Raw genomic sequence first — 18,607 nt, 5'->3', positions numbered from 1 at the left:
GTTTATCAAACCCGGCAAGAAAAAGTGAATACTAATAATCAAATGTATCATTCCATGAAAAAAATCTTTACAGCACTGGCTTGTTCGGTCGTATTGTTCTCCGGCTGCCAGAAAGAGGATCTGGAACTGAACGTCACTATCGCCATGGATGACGAGGTGGTCGCTACGGTTGGGCAGACCAAGCAGTTGACGGCGACGGTCACTCCGCAGGAGGTGGCCCTGTCGGCAGCTATTCTGTGGGAGAGCGGAGACCCGTCGATCGCCACGGTGAATGCAAGCGGTCTGGTAACCGCTCTTTCCGTCGGGACGACCGTCATCACGGCCAAATTGCAGAACGATGCCTCCGTTTCGGCCCAGTGTACCCTGCAGGTGGTGAATCCGGGCGAAGACCCCGATGCCATCGTGGTTTTCGAGGACAGCAAGTTCGAAACCTTCATCCTGCTCAGCTACGACATGAACGAGGATGGCAAGCTGCAGGCTTCGGAGGCGAAAAAGATCGTCGATCTCAACGTTGCCATGAAAGGGTTCAGCTCCCTGAAAGGGATCGAGTTCTTCACCGGTCTCGAAACGTTGTACTGCGAATACAACTCCCTGAAGACGCTGGATGTCACCAATTGTCCCGATTTGCGCGAACTGGTCTGCTACAACAATGGCATCTCTTCGCTCGACGTTTCGAAGAATACCAGGCTGGAGGTACTGAACTGCAATTACAACAGCGGTATTTCCGAACTGGATGTCACCAACTGTCCGGACTTGCGGACGCTGGAGTGCGGGGGGAACGCACTGACCGAATTGGATGTTACGAAAAATCCGAAACTGGAGCGGCTGAGGGCCGATTACAACAGGTTCGACCATCTCGATGTGTCGCAAAACCCGGAGCTCCGTTACCTTGATGTTTCGTACTCGTCCTATTTCGTGAGCACGGCCACTCAGAAGTATAATTCCATCGGCGAAATCGACCTGAGCAACAATGCCAAACTGGAGTATTTCAACGGCAACATGTGTGCCTTCAAACAGTTGGATCTGAGTGCCAACAAGGAACTCCGCAACCTGCGTTGCCTGCGTAACGAGCTGACTTCGCTCGATGTGAGCAACAACACCAAACTGACTACTCTGGTGTGCAGCAACAATCCGATCGGTGCGCTGGACATTACGATGTGTCCCGAGATCGACACGCTCTGGTGCGAGGACAACGGTCTCGAAGTGCTCGATCTGACGCAGTCCCGGGAGCTGAGGTGGTTGAACTGTTCCCGTAACGAGATCGGAGAGCTCGATTTCAGCCATACGAAACTTTGCTATCTGCTCGGGCAGGAGAACAAAATCTCCCGGATCAACATGGGTACCGCTGTGTTGGGAACGGCGACCTCGCCCAATTACCTGTACATGAAACTCAACGACAACCGCATCGAGAGTATAGATCTGAGCAATCAGCCTCATCTGGCCTGGCTGGAGATCAAAAACAACAATCTCTCTTCCCTCGACGTCAATGCCTGCACGCGTCTGCGCGGTATACTCTGTAGCGACAATCCGCAGATGAGCGAATTCCGGTTCGAACGCCTCGGCGAGGTCTGGGAGATACGGTGCGAAGGCTGCAACCTCTCGGGAGAGCTCGATTTTTCGGGTATTTCGGGACTGAGCAAAATATCCTGTCAGGAGAACAACCTTTCCACGCTTTATGTCTGGGAGGGCTTCGACGAAGATGCCACCTATTTTTTTGCCGATCACACCACGGGCTTTTCCGGCACGCTGAAATGTTACGTGAAGGACGATACCGCTGTGTGGGTCGTGAAGAAATAAGTGTCCCTGCGATTCCAGAAGGGAGGGAGCCGAATCGTTCGGCTCCCTCTTCTCTTTGTGACAGGCCTTTATCTCGGCGGGTTGGCAGACAGGGTAGACCTTTTGCGGCGGTGTACGGGCCGACAGGTCGGAACACCGGTTTCCTATCTCTTTTTCCCCCAGTTGGGGCGGATACCGATGAAGAAACCGTAGTTCTGCTGGGGCATGGGGCGGGAGAGTACCGATTCGTACTCTTCGTTGAAAAGGTTGTAAATGCAGAACTTCAGGGAGAGGTCCGCTATTTTGAAACGAAGTCCTTTTTCGAGATACACGTCGCTCATGTAATAGGAACCGAGCCGGTAAACCGATCCGGGATCGTTGCTCGAGGTGGTGAACCGTTCGCTGTAATAGTTGTATTTGTAGGTCAGCGAATAGCCTTTCCAACTCAGCCGTCCGGTCACGGTAGAGGAGTACTCGGGGACATAGACGAGTTGTTTTCCCACAGCCTGGTCGTTTTCTCCCATCGGGGTCCCGTGGTTGACGGAACGGGTGCGGGCCCAGCTCGCATCCATGTAGAGCGCCCACTGGCGGCCCAGTTCGACATTCATCTTGCCTCGCAGCTCTACACCGTAGCTGTGCACCTTGCGGACGTTGATCGGCGACCAGTAGCCCTTGAACGTGGGCAGCCACAGAATCCAGTCGTTTATGTGCGAATTGTAGACCGTCCCTTCGCCCTGGAGTTGGAATCCTTTTTCTCGGATGCCGAACTCGATGCCGCCTTCGTACGTATATCCCTTTTCCGTGCGGAGCGTGTCGTTGCCTCCCGGCTGGAAGTAGAGGTCGTTCATGGTGGGGTAACGGTAATTACGGGCCACCGATCCTTTCAATATCACATTGTACCGCGGCCATAGCACAATGTCCAGGAAGCCGGCCGGAATCAAGGGCGTCATGCGGTCGCCGTAGCTCTCCTCGCGCAGGTCGATTCCGAAACCGATACGCGGATGGGGGCGGTATTTGGCGCTGACGAGCATCGAGGCTTCGAGCCGCATCGTATCGTAGTTTTTCTTCTCCAGCGCATAGATGTATTTGTCCCGGCTGTCCACGGCATGGTAGTTGGCTGAAAGCGCAGCCGTCAGAGCGATCTTTTCCGACGGATAGTAACCGGCTGAAAAGTTCAGAAACCCCGTGTGGACCACGCTTTGCGAATGAACCTGTTCTACGGCCACCGTTCCGCCCTCTTCGTTGACCGATCCGTGACTGTGGTACACCATATTGGAGTAGGTGTATCCCGCCTTGGCCCCCAACCGGAGTTTTTCTCCCAGACGCTCCCATCCTACGACCGCGCGCAGCGTAGCCTCGTCCTGTTTGTTGCTCGAGCGGTCCTCCTCCTGATAGTTCACGTTGAGGGCGGGGATGCCCCGGTTGGAGTCCATGAACCAGACTGCGGCACTCAGTTTGTTGCGCGGGTCGAGGGTGTAATACAATTCCTGCATGATGTGCAGGTCGCGGAACGAACAGTTTTTATTGTGCTCTACGGGGTGGGTTTTCAGGTCGTCGTTCAGTTTGTTGTAATTCGTGTATTCGAAATCATTGTCGGAGAGGGCATAGGATACCCTGGTCGAACTTTGCAGCTTCCTGTTTCCGTAGCTGAGCCGCAGGAATTCGTCGTAGGTGTCGAAACTGCTGATCCCTTGAATGAAGTTCAGCCCGAACCCTTCTTCGCCTGCCGGACGGGTTCCCAGCACGATGGCTCCGCCCAATCCGCCTCCGGCCACGTCGACCGATCCGGCTCCGTGCAACAGGCTGGCGTCGTCGATGAAATAGGAGGGGATCAGGGAAAAGTCTACCATGCCAAGCATCGGAGAGTTGATCTTCATGCCGTTCCACAGAACCTGCGTATGCGAGGGTGAGGTCCCCCGGAACGAGGCGGTAGCCATGGCTCCCCGACCGTAACTCTTGATGAAGATCGGTGTATTCTGGGCCAGTACCTCCGCCAGGCTGTGGACTACATTCTGCCGCAGGGCGACGGTATCGAGAACCGTTTTGGTGGCTCCGATTTCCGACAGCTTCTGTTTCGTGGAGACGGATACTTCTTCGATCCGGATGGTCCGCACCGGGCGGTCCGCCTCCTTCTTTTCCTGTTTCTGTCCGTAGGCGCCGTGTAGCGCGCCCAAGAGAAGCACTGCTGTCACTCCTCCCCGAAAAATATCGTGTTCCGATAGTCTCATGGCCCTTAATAGTTAAAACAGAATGCTCCCGGAATGACCCCGACCTGGAATTTGTCGAGGAGTTCTCCCCTGGCCGAGTAACGGTAGATCACTCCCGGCTGTACGTAATCTATGGCGTCGGCCACGTAAACTTCCGACGTGTGCGGATCTACGGTGAGCCCGTACCAGTGGTTCGTACTGGTGTTCGTCAGGAACGGTTCGTCGGGCAGATCGTCCGCTCCGACGCTCATTTTCCAGATGTGGTCGCGGGATTCCGTCTTTCCGTTTACGGTTTCCTGCCGGCTTCGGATAAAGAAAATGGAGTCACGGGCTTCGTTCATGCAGATTTCCGATCCGCGGTCTCCCATTTCGAACTTGAACACCTTTTCCACCCGGCGGGTCTCCGCATCCACCCGATACAGTCCCGGGGCCTCTTGCCCGTAAGGACTGCCGGCATATCCTCCGTCGGTGATCGTCCAGAGCTTGTCGTGTTTGTCGATGACCAGCGAGGTCGGTTGTTTGCCGACTTCGATGTAATCGACCGCCGTGTCGGTTTCCGTGTCGATAATCAGGATTTTGTTGTCGTACGACCAGCAGTTGGTGAATACAAAGTTTTTGTACTGTACCATCTGTTCGGTAGAGGGTGTCGTCTTGCCCGGAATGTCGGTCCTGATCCGTTTGACGATCTCCATCGTCTTCGGGTTGAATACCGTGATGGCGAAGGCGTAAAGATCGGTCACATAAGCTTTCTCGTCGTTCACGAAATGGATGTAGCGGGGCGAGATGAGGCCCTTGAGCATATTGACGATCTTGAACGTCTTGAGGTCTATGACGAAAATCACGCTCGAATTGTTCACCACCACGTACCCCAGTCCGTCCCGGACGACCATCGACTGGGCCACGTCGCCGAGTTTGATCCCGTTCGCACGGATGAAGACGTTGTTCTCCACTTGCTTTTTACCTATGTCGTAGTAGGAGAGGGTGGCCGTCCCGTACATGAAATTGCCTTCATTGGTGATGAACAGACCCGGGGAGTCGTCTGCGGACAGTCGTTCGACGGGGCGTTCCCCGTAGTCCATACATGCGGCCAGTACCGAGGTGAAAACGGCCAGTGCCAGCAATTTTGTCAATCTGTTTTTCATCGGTATGCGATTGTTGATTCTCCGTGGTGTTTGAAATGCGGCATTTCCGCCGGGAAAGAGAGCCGGCGGGTCCGGGGAAGATGTGCGGTTTCCCTGGCAGAACAGCTTGCGGCAGGTTCCGGGGACATGACGGGCAAAGCCCTTGCAAAATGATTGGTACGAATCAGGTTCATCTTTGTCTTATCGCTGAGACACAATCTGAATATGTTGCAGGGCAGGTCTTCTGACTTATCCCTTCCGCGACGCCTTCCCGACCTTGGGGCCAGTGGCAAAGATTGTCCGGAATTGCCCCGTGCGGGGCGGAGATTCACAGCAGCAGGAACTGTCGCCGATTCTCACGGCATTCCCTTTTAACCGGCCGCAGGGCAATGCCCCCGTCGCCGGACCTTGCGCCGGCAAAGATAGTCAAAATCGGACAAATTGTACCGTCCGTCCGCTCAATTTTACTTCGTGGCGGGACCGTATGTTTTTTAGTTCTTTCGTTTTGTGTATCTTTGCAGGCGTTTTGCCCGGAATTTGAGAGGAAGGGCGTTGCTAAACTAAAACTGTCTGCGTGATGGAATGGCTTAATTCTTTGATTTTCGGGGAGGGAATCGCCCATTCGGTGCTGATTCTGTCCGCCGTGATCGCCGTGGGGGTATTTCTGGGAAAGGTGAAGGTGGCCGGCATTTCGCTGGGTGTCACCTGGATTCTCTTCGTAGGAATCATTTTCAGCCATTTCGGGATGCGGATGGACCCCCATACGCTCCATTTCATCCGTGAATTCGGTTTGATACTGTTCGTCTATTCGATCGGGTTGCAGGTGGGGCCCGGCTTTTTCTCTTCGTTCAAAAAAGGAGGTATCCGGCTCAATATGCTCGCTTCGGCGATCGTCCTGTTGGGCGTGGCTACCGCATACGCGCTTCACCTGGCTACCGGTATCGGAATCACCACGATGGTCGGTATCCTCTCCGGTGCCGTCACCAATACGCCCGGTCTCGGTGCCGCCCAGCAGACTTTCACCGACATGACGGGCGGCAGCGACGAGACCATCGCTCTGGGGTATGCCGTAGCCTATCCGTTGGGTGTGGTGGGAATTATCCTCGCGATCATTTTTATCCGCTGGCTGTTCCGCATCCGCTTCGAGGAGGAGAACAAGGCGTTGGCCGAAAACGACGAACGTGCGGCCAAAGAGGCGGAACTCGCTTCCGTGCTGATCGTCAATCCGCTGATCGACGGACAGAAGGTCGTGGACGTGAAACATTCCATCAACCGGCCGTTCGTCGTTTCCCGGGTGTTGAGGCGCGACGGACGGATCGAGATCGTGAATGCCGAAACGGTGCTCCGTGAAGGGGACAAGGTGCTGGTCGTGGCTTCGGCTGAGCATATGCGGCCCATTATAAATCTGGTCGGTAAACGGATCGAAATGAGCCATAAGGATTGGGAAGAACTCGATTCCCAGTTCATTTCCAGGCGGATCATCATTACCAAGCCCGAACTCAACGGCAAGCGGATCGGAGACCTGAAACTGCGCAAAGGGTTCGGCGTGACAGTGACCCGTGTCAACCGGGCCGGAGTCGATCTGATCGCCCGTCATGATCTGCAGCTCCAGATGGGCGACCGGCTGACGGTCGTGGGCAGCGAAATGGCGATCAAGGATATTACCCGCCTGTTGGGCAATTCGATGCTGCGGCTGCGCGAACCCAATCTGATACCTATTTTCATCGGAATCTGCCTGGGGGTGTTGCTGGGCAGTATCCCGTTCGTGTTCCCCGGTGTGCCGCAGCCGATCAAACTGGGGCTGGCCGGAGGGCCTTTGGTGGTTTCGATTCTTATCAGCCGCTTCGGGCCCCATTACAAGCTGGTTACCTATACGACGATGAGTGCCAATCTGATGCTGCGTGAAATCGGCATATCGCTCTTCTTGGCCTGCGTGGGGCTCGGTGCCGGAGACGGATTTGTCCGGACGATCGTGTATGAGGGAGGGTATCACTGGATCGGATACGGTTTTGTCATCACCGTAGTCCCGATTCTGCTTGTGGCCGTATTCGCCCGTAAGGTGTATAAGACCAATTATTATACGTTGATGGGGCTGATTGCCGGCAGTATGACCGACCCTCCCGCGCTGGCCTATTCGAACGCCTTGGCGGGGAACGACATGCCGGCCGTGAGTTATGCCACGGTCTATCCGCTTACGATGTTCCTGCGGGTGCTGACGGCCCAGCTGCTCATCATTTTCTCCGTCGGATAGCCTTATGGAAAAAATAAAGATATTGTTTGTTTGCCTTGGCAATATCTGCCGTTCTCCGGCTGCCGAGGAGATCATGCGTCAGCTGGTGAAGCGGGAGGGATTGTCTTCACGGATCGAAGTCGACTCGGCGGGAACCTATGGCGGGCATGCGGGCGATCTGCCCGATCCACGCATGAGACGGGCCGCACGGGCTCGCGGCTATGAATTGGCGAGTCGTTCGAGGCGGATCACGGAAGACGATTTTCGGGAATTCGACCTGATCGTGGTGATGGATGATTCGAATTACGAGCGGGCTTATCGGTTGGCCCCCTCTCCGGAAGAAGCGGATAAGATTCGGCGGATGACAGCTTTCTGCCGGTGTCATCAGGCCACTTATGTCCCCGATCCCTATTACGAAGGTGCCCGCGGTTTCGAACTCGTACTGGATTTATTGGAAGACGCCTGCTCGGGTTTGCTGGAAGATCTGAAAAACGGGATGCTGCGGTTGAAGCGTTAAAAAGTTATGGATGCGGAAAGAAGGGAGCGTATCGTCTGCCGGTGGTTCGATATGTGGGTGAAGGGAACCGATACGGGAATCGCGGAGATTTTTTCTCCGGATGTCCATTATATCGAGAGTTGGGGGCCGGAGTACCGGGGCGCCGGCGAAGTCAAACGGTGGTTTGACGAGTGGAACACGCGGGGACGCGTTGTTGCCTGGAATATCGGGCGATATATGCATGGAGAGGACCGCACGGTTGTGGAATGGTTCTTCGAAAGCCGGATGAACGACGGAGGCGGCGATATGTTCGACGGCGTTTCGCTTGTCGGGTGGACGCCCGAAGGTAAAATCGGGTTTTTGAAAGAGTTCGGTTGCAATGTCGACCGCTATGACCCTTACGGAGACGGTGACGAAAAGCCCCGATTCCGTTCCGGAAAAATACTATGGTTTTAAAGCGGGCCGTTTCCCGGACGGGATGTTGGCCTTTTTTGCAAGAGGACATTCTGTCCGAATTCGGGGCCGGGCGCGATGGTGACTGCAGGCTTTCCCAGAATGACAAAGACTGTCAATGACATCCGCAGCCGCAGGAACATCCTCCTGCGCGATTGTCTTTCCGCCGTTTTCTTTCTCCTTTTTCTTCCAGGCATTTTTCCTGTTTGCGGCGGAACAGATCACGAGTTTCGCAACCGGCACATCCTGCGCAAGGATCGAAATCCCCCTTTTTCCGCAGAAAGAGTTTGGCTATCCGTCGAATGATTTCCAGGATGACCAGCCCGATGATGATGTATACGATGATGTCCTGTACCATATCTTTTCAGATAAACAGACTACCGATCTGATAAACCAGGAATGCCACGAGCCAGGCGATAAGCGTGTTGTAGAGGATCGAGAACAGAGCCCATTTCCAACTGCCCGTTTCGTTGGCAATAGCCACCAGTGCGGCGATGCACGGGAAATAGAGCAGGACGAATACCAGAAATGCCAGGGCCGAAAGAGGCGTGAGATCGGGAACCCCTGTCTGAGGATTGGGTGCGGTCAGTTTTTCTGACAAGGCTCCGGTGTCTTCCGGGTCGCTTTCCGCATAGAGGACGCCGAGTGTGCTGACTACCAGTTCTTTGGCAGCAGCTCCCGACAACAGGGCGATACTTACTTTCCAGTTGAAGCCCAGCGGTTCCACGACCGGTTCGCAGAACTGCCCGATACGGCCGAGATAGGAGTTTTTCTGTTGCTCCAGCGTTTCGAGCGTCTGGAGGTCGGTCGACGTCACTCCCTCCGCGATGGCTTCGCTTTGTACGTCCCTGGGCAGTATCTCCTCTTTCGGCCTCGGAAAGTAGCTCAGGAACCAAATGAAGATCGAAGCGACGAGAATGATGCCGCCCATTTTGCGCAGATATTGGGCGGCCTTGTCCCACATGTGCTGGAGGGTGGCTTTGCCCGAAGGGAGCCGGTAGGGCGGTAGCTCCATGACGAACGGCGTCTCGTCCTTTTTGAAGAGGAATTTGCGCATCAACTTGGCCGTCACGATGGCCACCAGAATACCCAGCAGATAGAGCCCCATGAAGACGAGACTGGCATGCTTCGGAAAGAATGTACCCACCAGCAGGATATAGATGGGAAGCCGTGCACTGCATGACATGAACGGATTGATCAGGATGGTGATCAGCCGGCTGCTGTGACTTTCGATCGTCCGCGAAGCCATGATGGCGGGGACGTTGCAGCCGAAGCCCATGATCAGCGGGATGAACGACTTGCCGTGCAGGCCGATCCTGTGCATGATCTTGTCCATGATGAACGCGGCCCGGGCCATGTAGCCCGAATCTTCCATGAACGAAATGAAGAAGTATAGAATCAGTATGTTGGGCAGGAAAACGATCACGCCGCCCACGCCGCCCAGTACGCCGTCCACGATCAGGTCCTTGAGCGCACCTTCAGCCATACCCTGTTCTACCAGCGATGAGAGCCAGCCGACACCCGCCTCGATCCACTCCATGGGATAGGCTCCCAACTGGAACGTGACTTCGAACATCAGCCACATCAGGAACAGGAAGATGGGGAATCCGAACAGCTTGTGGGTGACGAACGAGTCGATGATCCGGGTCGTCTGTGCCTCCTCCTTGTTGCCGGGAGTGAGGGTTTCCCGCAGCGCTCCCGAGATGAATCCGTATTTTTCATTGGCTACGGCCGTTTCCACGTCCTCTCCGAGCGTCTTTTCGATCCGCATGTCCTCCCTGTCGCGTATCTCTTTCCATTCGGAATATTCCGGCTGGGCACTCAGCAGTTTTTCCACCTCCTTGTCCCTTTCGAGCATCTTGATGGCCAGAAACCGGGGGGAGAAGTGCTTGGAGAGCCCCGGTGCCGCCTTGAACTTCTCCTTGAGTTCCGTAATGCCCGCTTCGATGGCAGGACCGTGGTTGATATGGATATGACGTACGGTTTTTTCCTGGTTCTCGTATACCCGGATAACCGTATCGAACAGTTCGTTGATCCCTTTCCCGTGGCGGGAAACGGTCGGCACGATCGGCACTCCGATCATTCTGCCCAGTGCTTCATAGTCCAGCACGGCGCCGCTATCCTCAAGTTCGTCATACATGTTCAGAGCGATCACCATGCTTTGGTCCATGTCGATCAGTTCCGTGGTCAGGTAGAGGTTCCGTTCCAGATTGGAAGCCGCCACCACGTTCACGATCACGTCGGGCGTCTGTTCCACCAGATGGCGGCGCACGTAAAGCTCCTCCGGGCTGTATGCCGAAAGCGCATAGGTTCCCGGCAGGTCGTAGATCGTGAAGCGGTATCCTTTATAGAAAAAATGGCCGCGCTTGGCATCCACGGTCACGCCGCTGTAATTGCCCACGTGCTCGTGGCTGCCCGAAGCTGAATTGAACAGGGAGGTTTTTCCGCAGTTCGGGTTGCCCACCAGGGCGATGTTGATGCTGCGGCCGGAGGAACTGATGACCTTCTCGATCGTGTCGTTTTCGAGCACTCCGGCCGACTCTTCCTGGCTGATCTGCTCGCGGGCCTCCTCTTCCGTGATGACTTCGATCATGGAGGCTTCGCTGCGCCGGAGCGAAACTTCGTAATCCATGATCTTGTATTTGATCGGGTCTTTCAGCGGAGCGTTCAACAGTACGGAAACGTTCTTTCCCCGCACGAATCCCATCTCCAGTATCCTTTTGCGGAAAGCCCCGTGCCCCAATACCTTGAGGATGATTCCGGTCTGGCCGGTCCGTAAATCCGATAGCCGCATTTTATGTTCTTTTCTTGCTCGTTTTTTGACACGCAAAGATGCGAATTATTGCTATCTTTCGCAAAAATACTCCCTACAAATGACGATAGAGCGCTGTGTAAATACCTGCTTGTTGGTAGACATCTGGCTGGAGGCCTCGGCGCACGGACACGATTTCGTGCCGCTCCACCTGTGGCTGAAAGCGGCTCACCGGATGCGAACCGAATATTTGCCGCATTCGGAAAACTATCTCTGCCGGGACGTGTCGGGCGATCCGCTCGGTTTCGTCTCCCTGACGCCGGGACGTATCGAGGCGCTTTTCGTGCTTCCGAAATTCGAAGGCCGCGGAGTGGGGCGTTCTCTGCTGGATTTCGCCAAGGGGCTCTGTCCCGAACTCACTCTCTCCGTCTTCGAGAAGAACGGGCGGGCCCTCCGTTTCTACCGCCGCAACGGATTCCGGGTAACGGGACGGGGTATCGACGGTTATACGGGGGAACCCGAACTGACTATGACCTGTATTTCCGGATCAACTTCTCCGCCAGCAGGGGCATGCCTTTCGCGGAATTCATCTGAATGAACTCGACCGGATTGCGGATGCCGGAAACATCCGGTTTGTGGGGATCGACCACATAGACCGGAATCTCGGGACGGACGTACCGTACCAGCGACGCTGCCGGATAGACGGCCAGCGAAGTGCCCACGATGACGAACAGGTCGGCTGTGGCTGCGATCCGTGCCGCCCGGTCGAACATCGGAACCCCTTCCCCGAAAAATACGACGAACGGGCGGGCGGGTGTGCCGTCGGGAGCCATGTCGCCGGGTTTCTGCTCCCATCCTTCGATTGGGAAAGTGAGCGTTTCGTTCCGGCTGCTGCGTAACTTGCGCAACTCTCCGTGCAGATGGGTGATCCGGCTGCTGCCGGCCCGTTCGTGCAGGTCGTCGATGTTTTGGGTAATTACGTCCACGTCGAAATGTTTTTCGAGTTCCGCGATGGCGTAATGTCCCTCGTTGGGCTGCCGGCCGAGCAGATCCCTGCGTCGGGCGTTGTAGAATTCGATCACCAGATTCCGGTTGCGTGCCAGTGCTTCGGGCGTGCATACGTCTTCGATCCTGTAATTTTCCCACAGGCCGTCCGCATCGCGGAATGTCGAAATACCGCTGTCGGCACTTACGCCGGCGCCGGTGAAAACCACGAGTTTTTTCTTTTCCATATGTTCAGTCCGTTTACACCGTTATCGGTTCTCTTCCAGGGCCCGGGCCAGCTGGTCGGGACAGGAGGTGCCTTTGCCCTTGCAGTCGATCCCGCGCAGGCGGGCGATCACCTCGTCGACTTTCATGCCCCGCACCAGTACGGAGATGCCTTGTGTGTTCCCGTTGCAACCTCCTGTGAAGGCGACTTCCCGGACCACCCCGTCTTCGGTTTCGATTTCGATTCTGCGTGAACATACGCCGCAGGGAGTGTAATCTATTCTCTTTTTCATCGGGTCTTGTTATTCTATGAGTTTCAGTGTCTCGCGGGCCTCTTCCCTTCGGACGAGATTGAAATGCCACCATTCGCTTTTGACCGTCAGAAATCCCGAACCGGTCATGATCTCCCGCAGGAGCTTCCGGTTGGCCAGCTCTTCCCGGGTGATCCTGCCCCGGGCCAGCAACTCCTCCTCCCTGTCGGTGTGGGCTTCCTCCCCGAAAAAGTCGAACGGCGTTCCCATCGGCAGCGGGCGGCCCAGCGAATCGACGATTGTCACGTCTACGGCCGCGCCGTAGTTGTGCAGACCGCCGCCTTTGGCCGGATCGGCTACGTAGTAGGTCTTGTCCAGGGCCACGGCTTTTTCCCACATCCGTTTCTGGATCGGGAAGGGGCGCGCCGCATCATATACGAGCAGGCCGGCTCCGGGCACTCTCTCTGCCAGTTTCCTTTGGGCTTCCCGCAGGTTCGAAGCGACGGCAGGCAGTGCGAACGCCTTGTGGAGGTCTTCGTACAGCACCACTCCCATGAAGTTGTCCGGAGTAGCATAGACAAGATTCACCCGGAGGGAGGGAACGGCTTCGGCCAGATTCACCAACCCTCTTTCCCGCATCTTCCGTTCGGTCGGCGTGTCGTCATTTTCCGGAGCCAACTTGTCGATATAGAGCACGCCGTCCAGATGGTCTGTTTCGTGCTGGAAGATGACGGCCGTGAATCCCGTGACGGTGTCGGCGCGCAGATCGAACGAGGTTTCGTCCGTGTAACGCAGTACGATCGTATCGCTGCGCAGGACTGTACCGCTGCGTCCCGGAATGGAAAGGCACCCTTCGCGTCCCGGATGCCGGGAGGCTGAAGCGTACACGATTTCGGGATTGGCATAGAACTCGAACGGGAAACCCTGCTTATCGAATCGTTGTACGGCAATGAGCCGCCGGGATATGCCCACCTGGGGTGCGGCGATTCCCACGCCCTGGTTCGTCGTGTCGTTCACCGTGGCCAACATTCTCTCCTTGAGAACGGCGAATTCGGCGGAGGCGATCGTCTTACGGTCTAATGGCGCCGCCTTCCGTCTGAGCAACAGCGAGTCCGACCGGTCGTCGATCGTCCACAGACGCATGATTCCCTCATCGGGGGACTGTCCGATTCTTGTACGCTCTTCCGCGGTGAAAGCCCCGTTGCCGCAGGCCGTAGCCAGCATGGCAACCGGAAGCCACAAGGCATGTAGTCCGATTCCTTTCATGCCCCAAAGATAGCGATTATTTCCGGACGTTGTTCGCTTTTACCACCCTCCGCCCAGCGCCTTGTACAAGGCTATGTAACTGATGAATTGCTGGCTTCGGATGGAGATGTACTGTATTTGGTTGTCATAGAACGTGCGCTCGGCGTCCAGTACCTGCAGATAGTCGGTCAGTCCGCTGCGGTAGAGTTCGTTGGTGAGGAGTTGGGTGACGGCCGTCGCCCGAAGCAGTTCGCGCTGTTTCTGCAACTGTTCCCGATACGTGGAGATGGCCACGAGCGCCTTTTCCACATCCCCGAGGGCGGTCAGCACGGTCTGTTCGTAGTCCAGCACGGCCTGGTGGCTCTCTTCCCGGGCGATCTCCACGTTCCGTTTGTTGCGTCCGAAAGCGAAAATCGGTTCGGTGACCGAGAGTCCGGCGGACCAGACGAACGGATTGCCGTGGAACAGGCCCTTGACCGTGCCGGAGAGCACCCCTCCGTCTGCCGTCAGCGAGATCGAAGGCCATCGGGCGGCTTGCGCCACGCCGATCCTGGCCCAGGCCGCCTGAGCCTTGTAATAGGCTTCCAGTATGTCCGGACGTCGTTGCAGCAGGGCGGCAGGCAGCCCTGCGGGAATTTTCTCGGGAAGCGAATCCGACAGCAGCGTCGAACCCAACTCGTCCTGTTCTTTACCGTCCGATTCCCAGCCCGAACGGATGTAGGCATCCATAGCCTGATCGAATTCCGTCTTGATCGGCGTCCGGCGTTCGTTCAGGTTTTCGGCCTGCTGTCCGTCGGCGATTTGTACCGTATCATAGAAGAGCAGGCTGTGGTGGATGAACGGCTGGGGATTTTCTCCCAGCAGGATGTTTAGGGACAGGGCGGTCTGGGCGACCGCCCGCTGGTACTGGGGAATGTCTGCCGCCGCTGTGGCGGTCAGTCCCCGGGCCTGTTCGAGGGCTACGGCCGACGACATGCCGTACCGGAACATCGAGTCGATCATGTCGGTCGACTGCTTTCTCAAACGGTAGCTTTTGATGGAAATTTCGAGGTTGCGTTCGTATTGGAGCAGGGTGAAGTAAGTGGTCGCCACTTCGGCGGCCAGCGACAGCATGACGCCCCGGTAAGCCGCTTCGCTCGAAAGCAGTTCGGCCCGGGCGGCTTCGGTGGCGTGCTTCAGTTTGCCGAAAAGGCTGATTTCCCAGCTCACGGAGGGCTTCAGGAAATACTCTTGTTCGATTTTCGTCTGTTCCGTGTATTCGGCTGAACCGGACAGCCCGGCCCCGAAAGAGGGCAGGAATTGCGACCGTACGGCTCCGATATTGATGCGGGCCTGTTCCACCCTCGAAGCGGCTGCCGCCAGGTCACGGTTGTTTTCCAAGGCCTGTTCTATCAGGCTGTTGAGCAGTGTGTCCCCGAAGTTTTCCCACCACCGGGTGTTTACGACAGTGCGGCTCGTGTCGAGGTTGCCGGCGTAAAGGTAACGGTCGGGAAGTTTCATTTCGGGCGACCGGAATTTCCCCGTACACCCGGCCAGCATACCGATCAGCAAACCAGCCGCCAGCGTCCACAGCATGGAACGAATGCTCAGCCGGTATCCCGAACAGCGCTCGTTTTCCTCTTTCCACCGGAGTGCATGCCGGTTCCGGCGAAGCCCTTTCAGACCACAGGCATTGCGGTTGGCCTTCTCCAGTAACCGGGCGTTATCCTTGTATTCCATTGTTCCCATAGTTTTGTTCCTCTTGTGTTTGCAGTTCCCTTTTGCGGTCGAAACGGGCCGCTTTCGCTACGACCAGATAGAGCAGCGGATAGACGAAAATCCCGAGTATCGTGGCGATCAGCATGCCGCCCACCAGCGCTACGCCCATCACGTTGCGGGCGGAGGAGTAGGCGCCCGAAGCGAATACCAGCGGCAATACCCCCAGAATGAAGGCAAAGGCAGTCATGATGATGGGGCGTACCCGCAGCCGTGCGGCTCCTATTGCCGCTTCCGCCAGCGATTTGCCCTGTTCGAAGAAAAGACGGTTGGCGTATTCGATGATGAGGATGGCGTTTTTCGCGGCCAATCCGATCAGCATGATAAGCGAAATCTGCATGAACAGGTTGTCCACATAGACCGGATTCACATAGTGGGCGCACAGGACGAAAATCATGGCCCCGAAGACCGCGAACGGCACCCCGAGCAGGATGCTCAGCGGCAGCGCCCAGCTGTTGTACAGGGCGGCCAGGCATAGGAATACGAAGACCAGTGCGATGACGTAGACTGCATTGCCGGCCGAAGAGGCGCTCTCCTCCTGGTAGGACATGCCGTTCCAGGCGATGCCCATGTCCTGGGGCAGTACCTCTCCGGCCACCTCTTCCAGTGCCGCCATACCCTGTGCCGTGGAGTATCCCCGGCTCTGGGAGGCGTTGACGGCGATTGAGCGGAAAAGGTTGAATTGCGTGATGTATTCCACGCCCACCGTGTCCTCCACTGTGACGAAGGCCGAAATGGGGACGCTCTTCCCGTCGGCGTTCTTTACGAAGTAGCTGTTCAGGTTCTCCTTGTTCTGGCGGTATTCCGATTCCGCCTGGATGTAGGTTTGGTACAGTTTTCCGAAACGGTTGAAGTTATTGATGTAGGCGCCGCCGAGATAGGTGGTCAGCAGTTGGTGCAGTTCGTCGAGTGAAACACCTTCGCGCAGGGCGTACTGCTCGTCGATACGGATGTGCCGTTGCGGAATCCCGTCGTCGAACTGCGTACTGATCGTGGCGATTTCCGGCCGTTGTTTCGCCGCTTCGATGAACTTGCGGGTGTAGTCGGCCAGGTAGCCCACGCTGTTGCCTCCTTTGTCCTGCACCATGAGCGACATGCCCGAGGTGATGCCCAGTCCGGGAATGGAAGGCGGTCCGAAGGCGTAAGCCTCGGCCGAGGGAACGGCTATGTACAGCTCTCCGTTGAGCTGGTCGGCGATCTCCATGGCGGAATATTTGCGTTTGTTGTAATCGGTCAGCGTCACGAATACGATTCCGCTGTTGGAGGTGGCGATGCCTGCCAGCATGTTGAATCCTGCCGCCGAGGCCACATGTTCCACGTCGGGGCGGGCCTTGATGATCGCTTCGATCTCCTGCATGGAGACCTGCGTGCGGCTGAGCGAGGCCGCGTCGGGCAGGTTCACGGCCACCATCAGGTAGCCCTGGTCCTCTTCGGGCAGGAATCCGCCGGGCAGAAGGCGGGTCATGCCGAAAATGGCCGCCGCGACCACGGCGATCAGAATGAAGGAACGTGCCGCATGCCGGGTGAGTACCGAGGTGAAGCTCATGTATCCGTCCATCTTGCGGTCGAACCAGCGGTTGAACGCCCCGAAAAATCCCTTGGTTTTCTCCGGGCGTTTTTTCAGCAGCAGGGAACAGAGGGCGGGGGAGAGAGTCAGTGCGTTGAAGGCCGAAATGATGACCGAAACGGCGATCGTAATCGAAAATTGCTGGTAAAGTCGGCCCGTGATGCCACCCATGAACGAAACGGGTACGAAGACCGAAACCAACACCACCGTGGTGGCGATGATCGGCGGCCCGACAGATTTCATCGCGTCGAGTGTAGCCTGTTTCGGCGGCATTCCCTTGGCGATGTTGACCTGTATGGCCTCTACGACCACGATGGCGTCGTCCACGACCAGTCCGATGGCGAGGATCAATCCCAGCAGCGAGATGATATTGACCGAAAAGCCCAACAAGGGAAAGAGCATGAAGGCACCCACCAGCGAGACGGGGATGGCGATCAGGGGGATGATCGTCGCCCGGATATCCTGTATGAACAGATAGATGATGAGAATGACCAGCACGAGAGCCAGTAGCAGCGTGGAGGAGATTTCCGCTATGCCCGCCCGGATCGAGGAGGTGGCATCCACGACCGTGGCGTAATCTATGCTGTCCGGAAAGTCGTCCGAAAGCCTTTCCATCGTGGCCTTCACCTGTTTGCCGACGTTCACGGCATTGCTGCCCGGCGATTGATAGACGACGATCATGGCCGAAGCCTTGCCGTCGAAAGCCGAGGTTGTGCCGTAGGTCTCGCTGCCCAGGTCGACCGTGGCCACGTCTTTGAGCCGGACCTGGGAACCGTCCGCTTCGGTGCGGATGACAATGTCTCCGTACTCTTCGGCCGTGTTGATCTGGGGCGGCATCGTGACCGTATAGGTGAATTCAGTGGCTTCGGGGGCGGGTTCTCCGCCCAGTTTTCCCGCAGGATAGACTCCGCTCTGCGACTCGACGGCCGAGGTGATGTCCGCAATGGAGATATTATGGTAGTTGAGCATGTCGGGCTTGATCCAGATGCGCATGGAGTACTCTCCTGCCCCCATGATCTGCACCTTTCCCACGCCGTTGATTTTCAACAGTTCGTTCTGGATGTTGATGTATGCATAGTTGGAGAGGTAGTTGTCGTCGTAACGGCCGTCGGAGTAGAGTGAAAACACCATCAGGAAGCCGCTCATGGCTTTCTGGGTGGTGATACCCTGCGTTTTGACCGCATCGGGCAGCATGGCGGTGGCGGAGGTCACGTTGTTCTGGGTGAAAACGGCGTCCATGTCCGGATCGGAACCTATGTCGAAAGTGACCTGAAGCGACATCTGACCGTCGTTGGCGCTGGTGCTCTGCATGTAGAGCATGTCGCTCACGCCAATCACGCTCTGCGATACGGGCGTGGCCACGGCCTGATCCACAGTGAGGGCGTCGGCTCCCTGATAGCTGGCTGATACCTCCACGACGGGGGGCGTGATGTCCGGATATTGCTCTACGGGCAGCGATCCGATCGAGAGCAGTCCGAGCAGTACGATCACGATGGCGATTACCATCGCGAAGATGGGGCGGTTGACGAAAAACTTTTCCATAGG

Annotated in this window: 14 protein-coding genes and 1 riboswitch; of the genes, 5 read left to right on the top strand and 9 right to left on the bottom strand. The window is 56.6% G+C overall.

Translation table 11 applies throughout. From position 1 onward, the window contains the following. Window positions 1–54 precede the first annotated feature (54 nt). Window positions 55–1,797, top strand: coding sequence for an Ig-like domain-containing protein (locus INF32_RS04330; RefSeq protein WP_226387182.1), 1,743 nt, complete (start codon window positions 55–57; stop codon window positions 1,795–1,797). A 143-nt stretch (window positions 1,798–1,940) separates the two neighbouring features. Here the strand turns inward: INF32_RS04330 and INF32_RS04325 are convergent, their stop codons facing one another. Together INF32_RS04325 and INF32_RS04320 are read right to left on the bottom strand one after the other, a co-directional pair. Continuing rightward, complete coding sequence (locus tag INF32_RS04325; protein WP_226387181.1) at window positions 1,941–4,004, bottom strand: TonB-dependent receptor; 2,064 nt, start codon at window positions 4,002–4,004, stop codon at window positions 1,941–1,943. A 5-nt stretch (window positions 4,005–4,009) separates the two neighbouring features. Beyond that, a complete protein-coding gene (locus tag INF32_RS04320; protein ID WP_226387180.1) occupies window positions 4,010–5,125 on the bottom strand; it encodes a YncE family protein in 1,116 nt (371 codons plus the stop codon). 196 nt (window positions 5,126–5,321) lie between these two features. Further along, window positions 5,322–5,530: riboswitch (cobalamin riboswitch) on the bottom strand. A 151-nt stretch (window positions 5,531–5,681) separates the two neighbouring features. On the opposite strand from INF32_RS04320, the gene INF32_RS04315 reads away from it, so the two are divergent. Genes INF32_RS04315 through INF32_RS04305 form a run of 3 tightly spaced genes read left to right on the top strand, consistent with a single transcriptional unit; the run spans window position 5,682 to window position 8,286 of the window. Next, window positions 5,682–7,355: a putative transporter gene (locus INF32_RS04315; protein ID WP_226387179.1), complete on the top strand. Its 1,674-nt coding sequence runs from the start codon at window positions 5,682–5,684 to the stop codon at window positions 7,353–7,355. A gap of 4 nt (window positions 7,356–7,359) precedes the next feature. Continuing rightward, window positions 7,360–7,851, top strand: coding sequence for a low molecular weight protein-tyrosine-phosphatase (locus INF32_RS04310; RefSeq protein WP_226387178.1), 492 nt, complete (start codon window positions 7,360–7,362; stop codon window positions 7,849–7,851). 6 nt (window positions 7,852–7,857) lie between these two features. Continuing rightward, the gene (locus INF32_RS04305) at window positions 7,858–8,286 is read left to right on the top strand and encodes a nuclear transport factor 2 family protein (protein WP_226387177.1); all 429 of its coding nucleotides are present in this window, start codon (window positions 7,858–7,860) and stop codon (window positions 8,284–8,286) included. Window positions 8,287–8,398: 112 nt separating this feature from the next. Here INF32_RS04305 and INF32_RS04300 read toward each other — a convergent pair whose 3' ends face one another. Next, window positions 8,399–8,641, bottom strand: coding sequence for a hypothetical protein (locus INF32_RS04300; RefSeq protein WP_226387176.1), 243 nt, complete (start codon window positions 8,639–8,641; stop codon window positions 8,399–8,401). Between the two features lie 6 nt (window positions 8,642–8,647). Next, window positions 8,648–11,077, bottom strand: coding sequence for a ferrous iron transport protein B (gene feoB, locus INF32_RS04295; protein WP_226387175.1), 2,430 nt, complete (start codon window positions 11,075–11,077; stop codon window positions 8,648–8,650). Between the two features lie 79 nt (window positions 11,078–11,156). Here feoB and INF32_RS04290 point away from each other — a divergent pair, with 79 nt between their 5' ends. Then, a complete protein-coding gene (locus INF32_RS04290; protein WP_226387174.1) occupies window positions 11,157–11,633 on the top strand; it encodes a GNAT family N-acetyltransferase in 477 nt (158 codons plus the stop codon). Here INF32_RS04290 and INF32_RS04285 read toward each other — a convergent pair. From INF32_RS04285 to INF32_RS04265, 5 genes are read right to left on the bottom strand one after another with little or no spacing between them, the layout of a single operon-like run. Beyond that, on the bottom strand, window positions 11,563–12,267 hold the full coding sequence (locus tag INF32_RS04285) for an SIR2 family NAD-dependent protein deacylase (protein ID WP_226387173.1): 705 nt from the start codon (window positions 12,265–12,267) through the stop codon (window positions 11,563–11,565). The two genes, INF32_RS04290 and INF32_RS04285, sit on opposite strands and share 71 nt — an antisense overlap. A gap of 21 nt (window positions 12,268–12,288) precedes the next feature. After that, complete coding sequence (locus tag INF32_RS04280) at window positions 12,289–12,537, bottom strand: TIGR03905 family TSCPD domain-containing protein (RefSeq protein ID WP_226387172.1); 249 nt, start codon at window positions 12,535–12,537, stop codon at window positions 12,289–12,291. A gap of 9 nt (window positions 12,538–12,546) precedes the next feature. After that, window positions 12,547–13,761 (bottom strand): peptide deformylase, encoded by a 1,215-nt coding sequence (gene def, locus INF32_RS04275; RefSeq protein ID WP_226387171.1) that lies wholly within the window; start codon window positions 13,759–13,761, stop codon window positions 12,547–12,549. A 39-nt stretch (window positions 13,762–13,800) separates the two neighbouring features. Next, window positions 13,801–15,468: a TolC family protein gene (locus tag INF32_RS04270; protein ID WP_226387170.1), complete on the bottom strand. Its 1,668-nt coding sequence runs from the start codon at window positions 15,466–15,468 to the stop codon at window positions 13,801–13,803. Next, window positions 15,443–18,604 carry an efflux RND transporter permease subunit gene (locus tag INF32_RS04265; protein ID WP_226387169.1) on the bottom strand — a complete coding sequence of 1,054 codons (3,162 nt, stop codon included), beginning with the start codon at window positions 18,602–18,604 and terminating at the stop codon, window positions 15,443–15,445. Before INF32_RS04265 ends, INF32_RS04270 begins: the two co-directional genes overlap by 26 nt. Between the last annotated feature and the right edge of the window lie 3 nt (window positions 18,605–18,607).

The sequence above is a fragment of the Gallalistipes aquisgranensis genome (assembly GCF_014982715.1).
In the GTDB taxonomy this organism is placed as follows: Bacteria; Bacteroidota; Bacteroidia; order Bacteroidales; family Rikenellaceae; genus Gallalistipes; species Gallalistipes aquisgranensis.
This window is presented reverse-complemented; position numbering and strand designations above follow the sequence as displayed.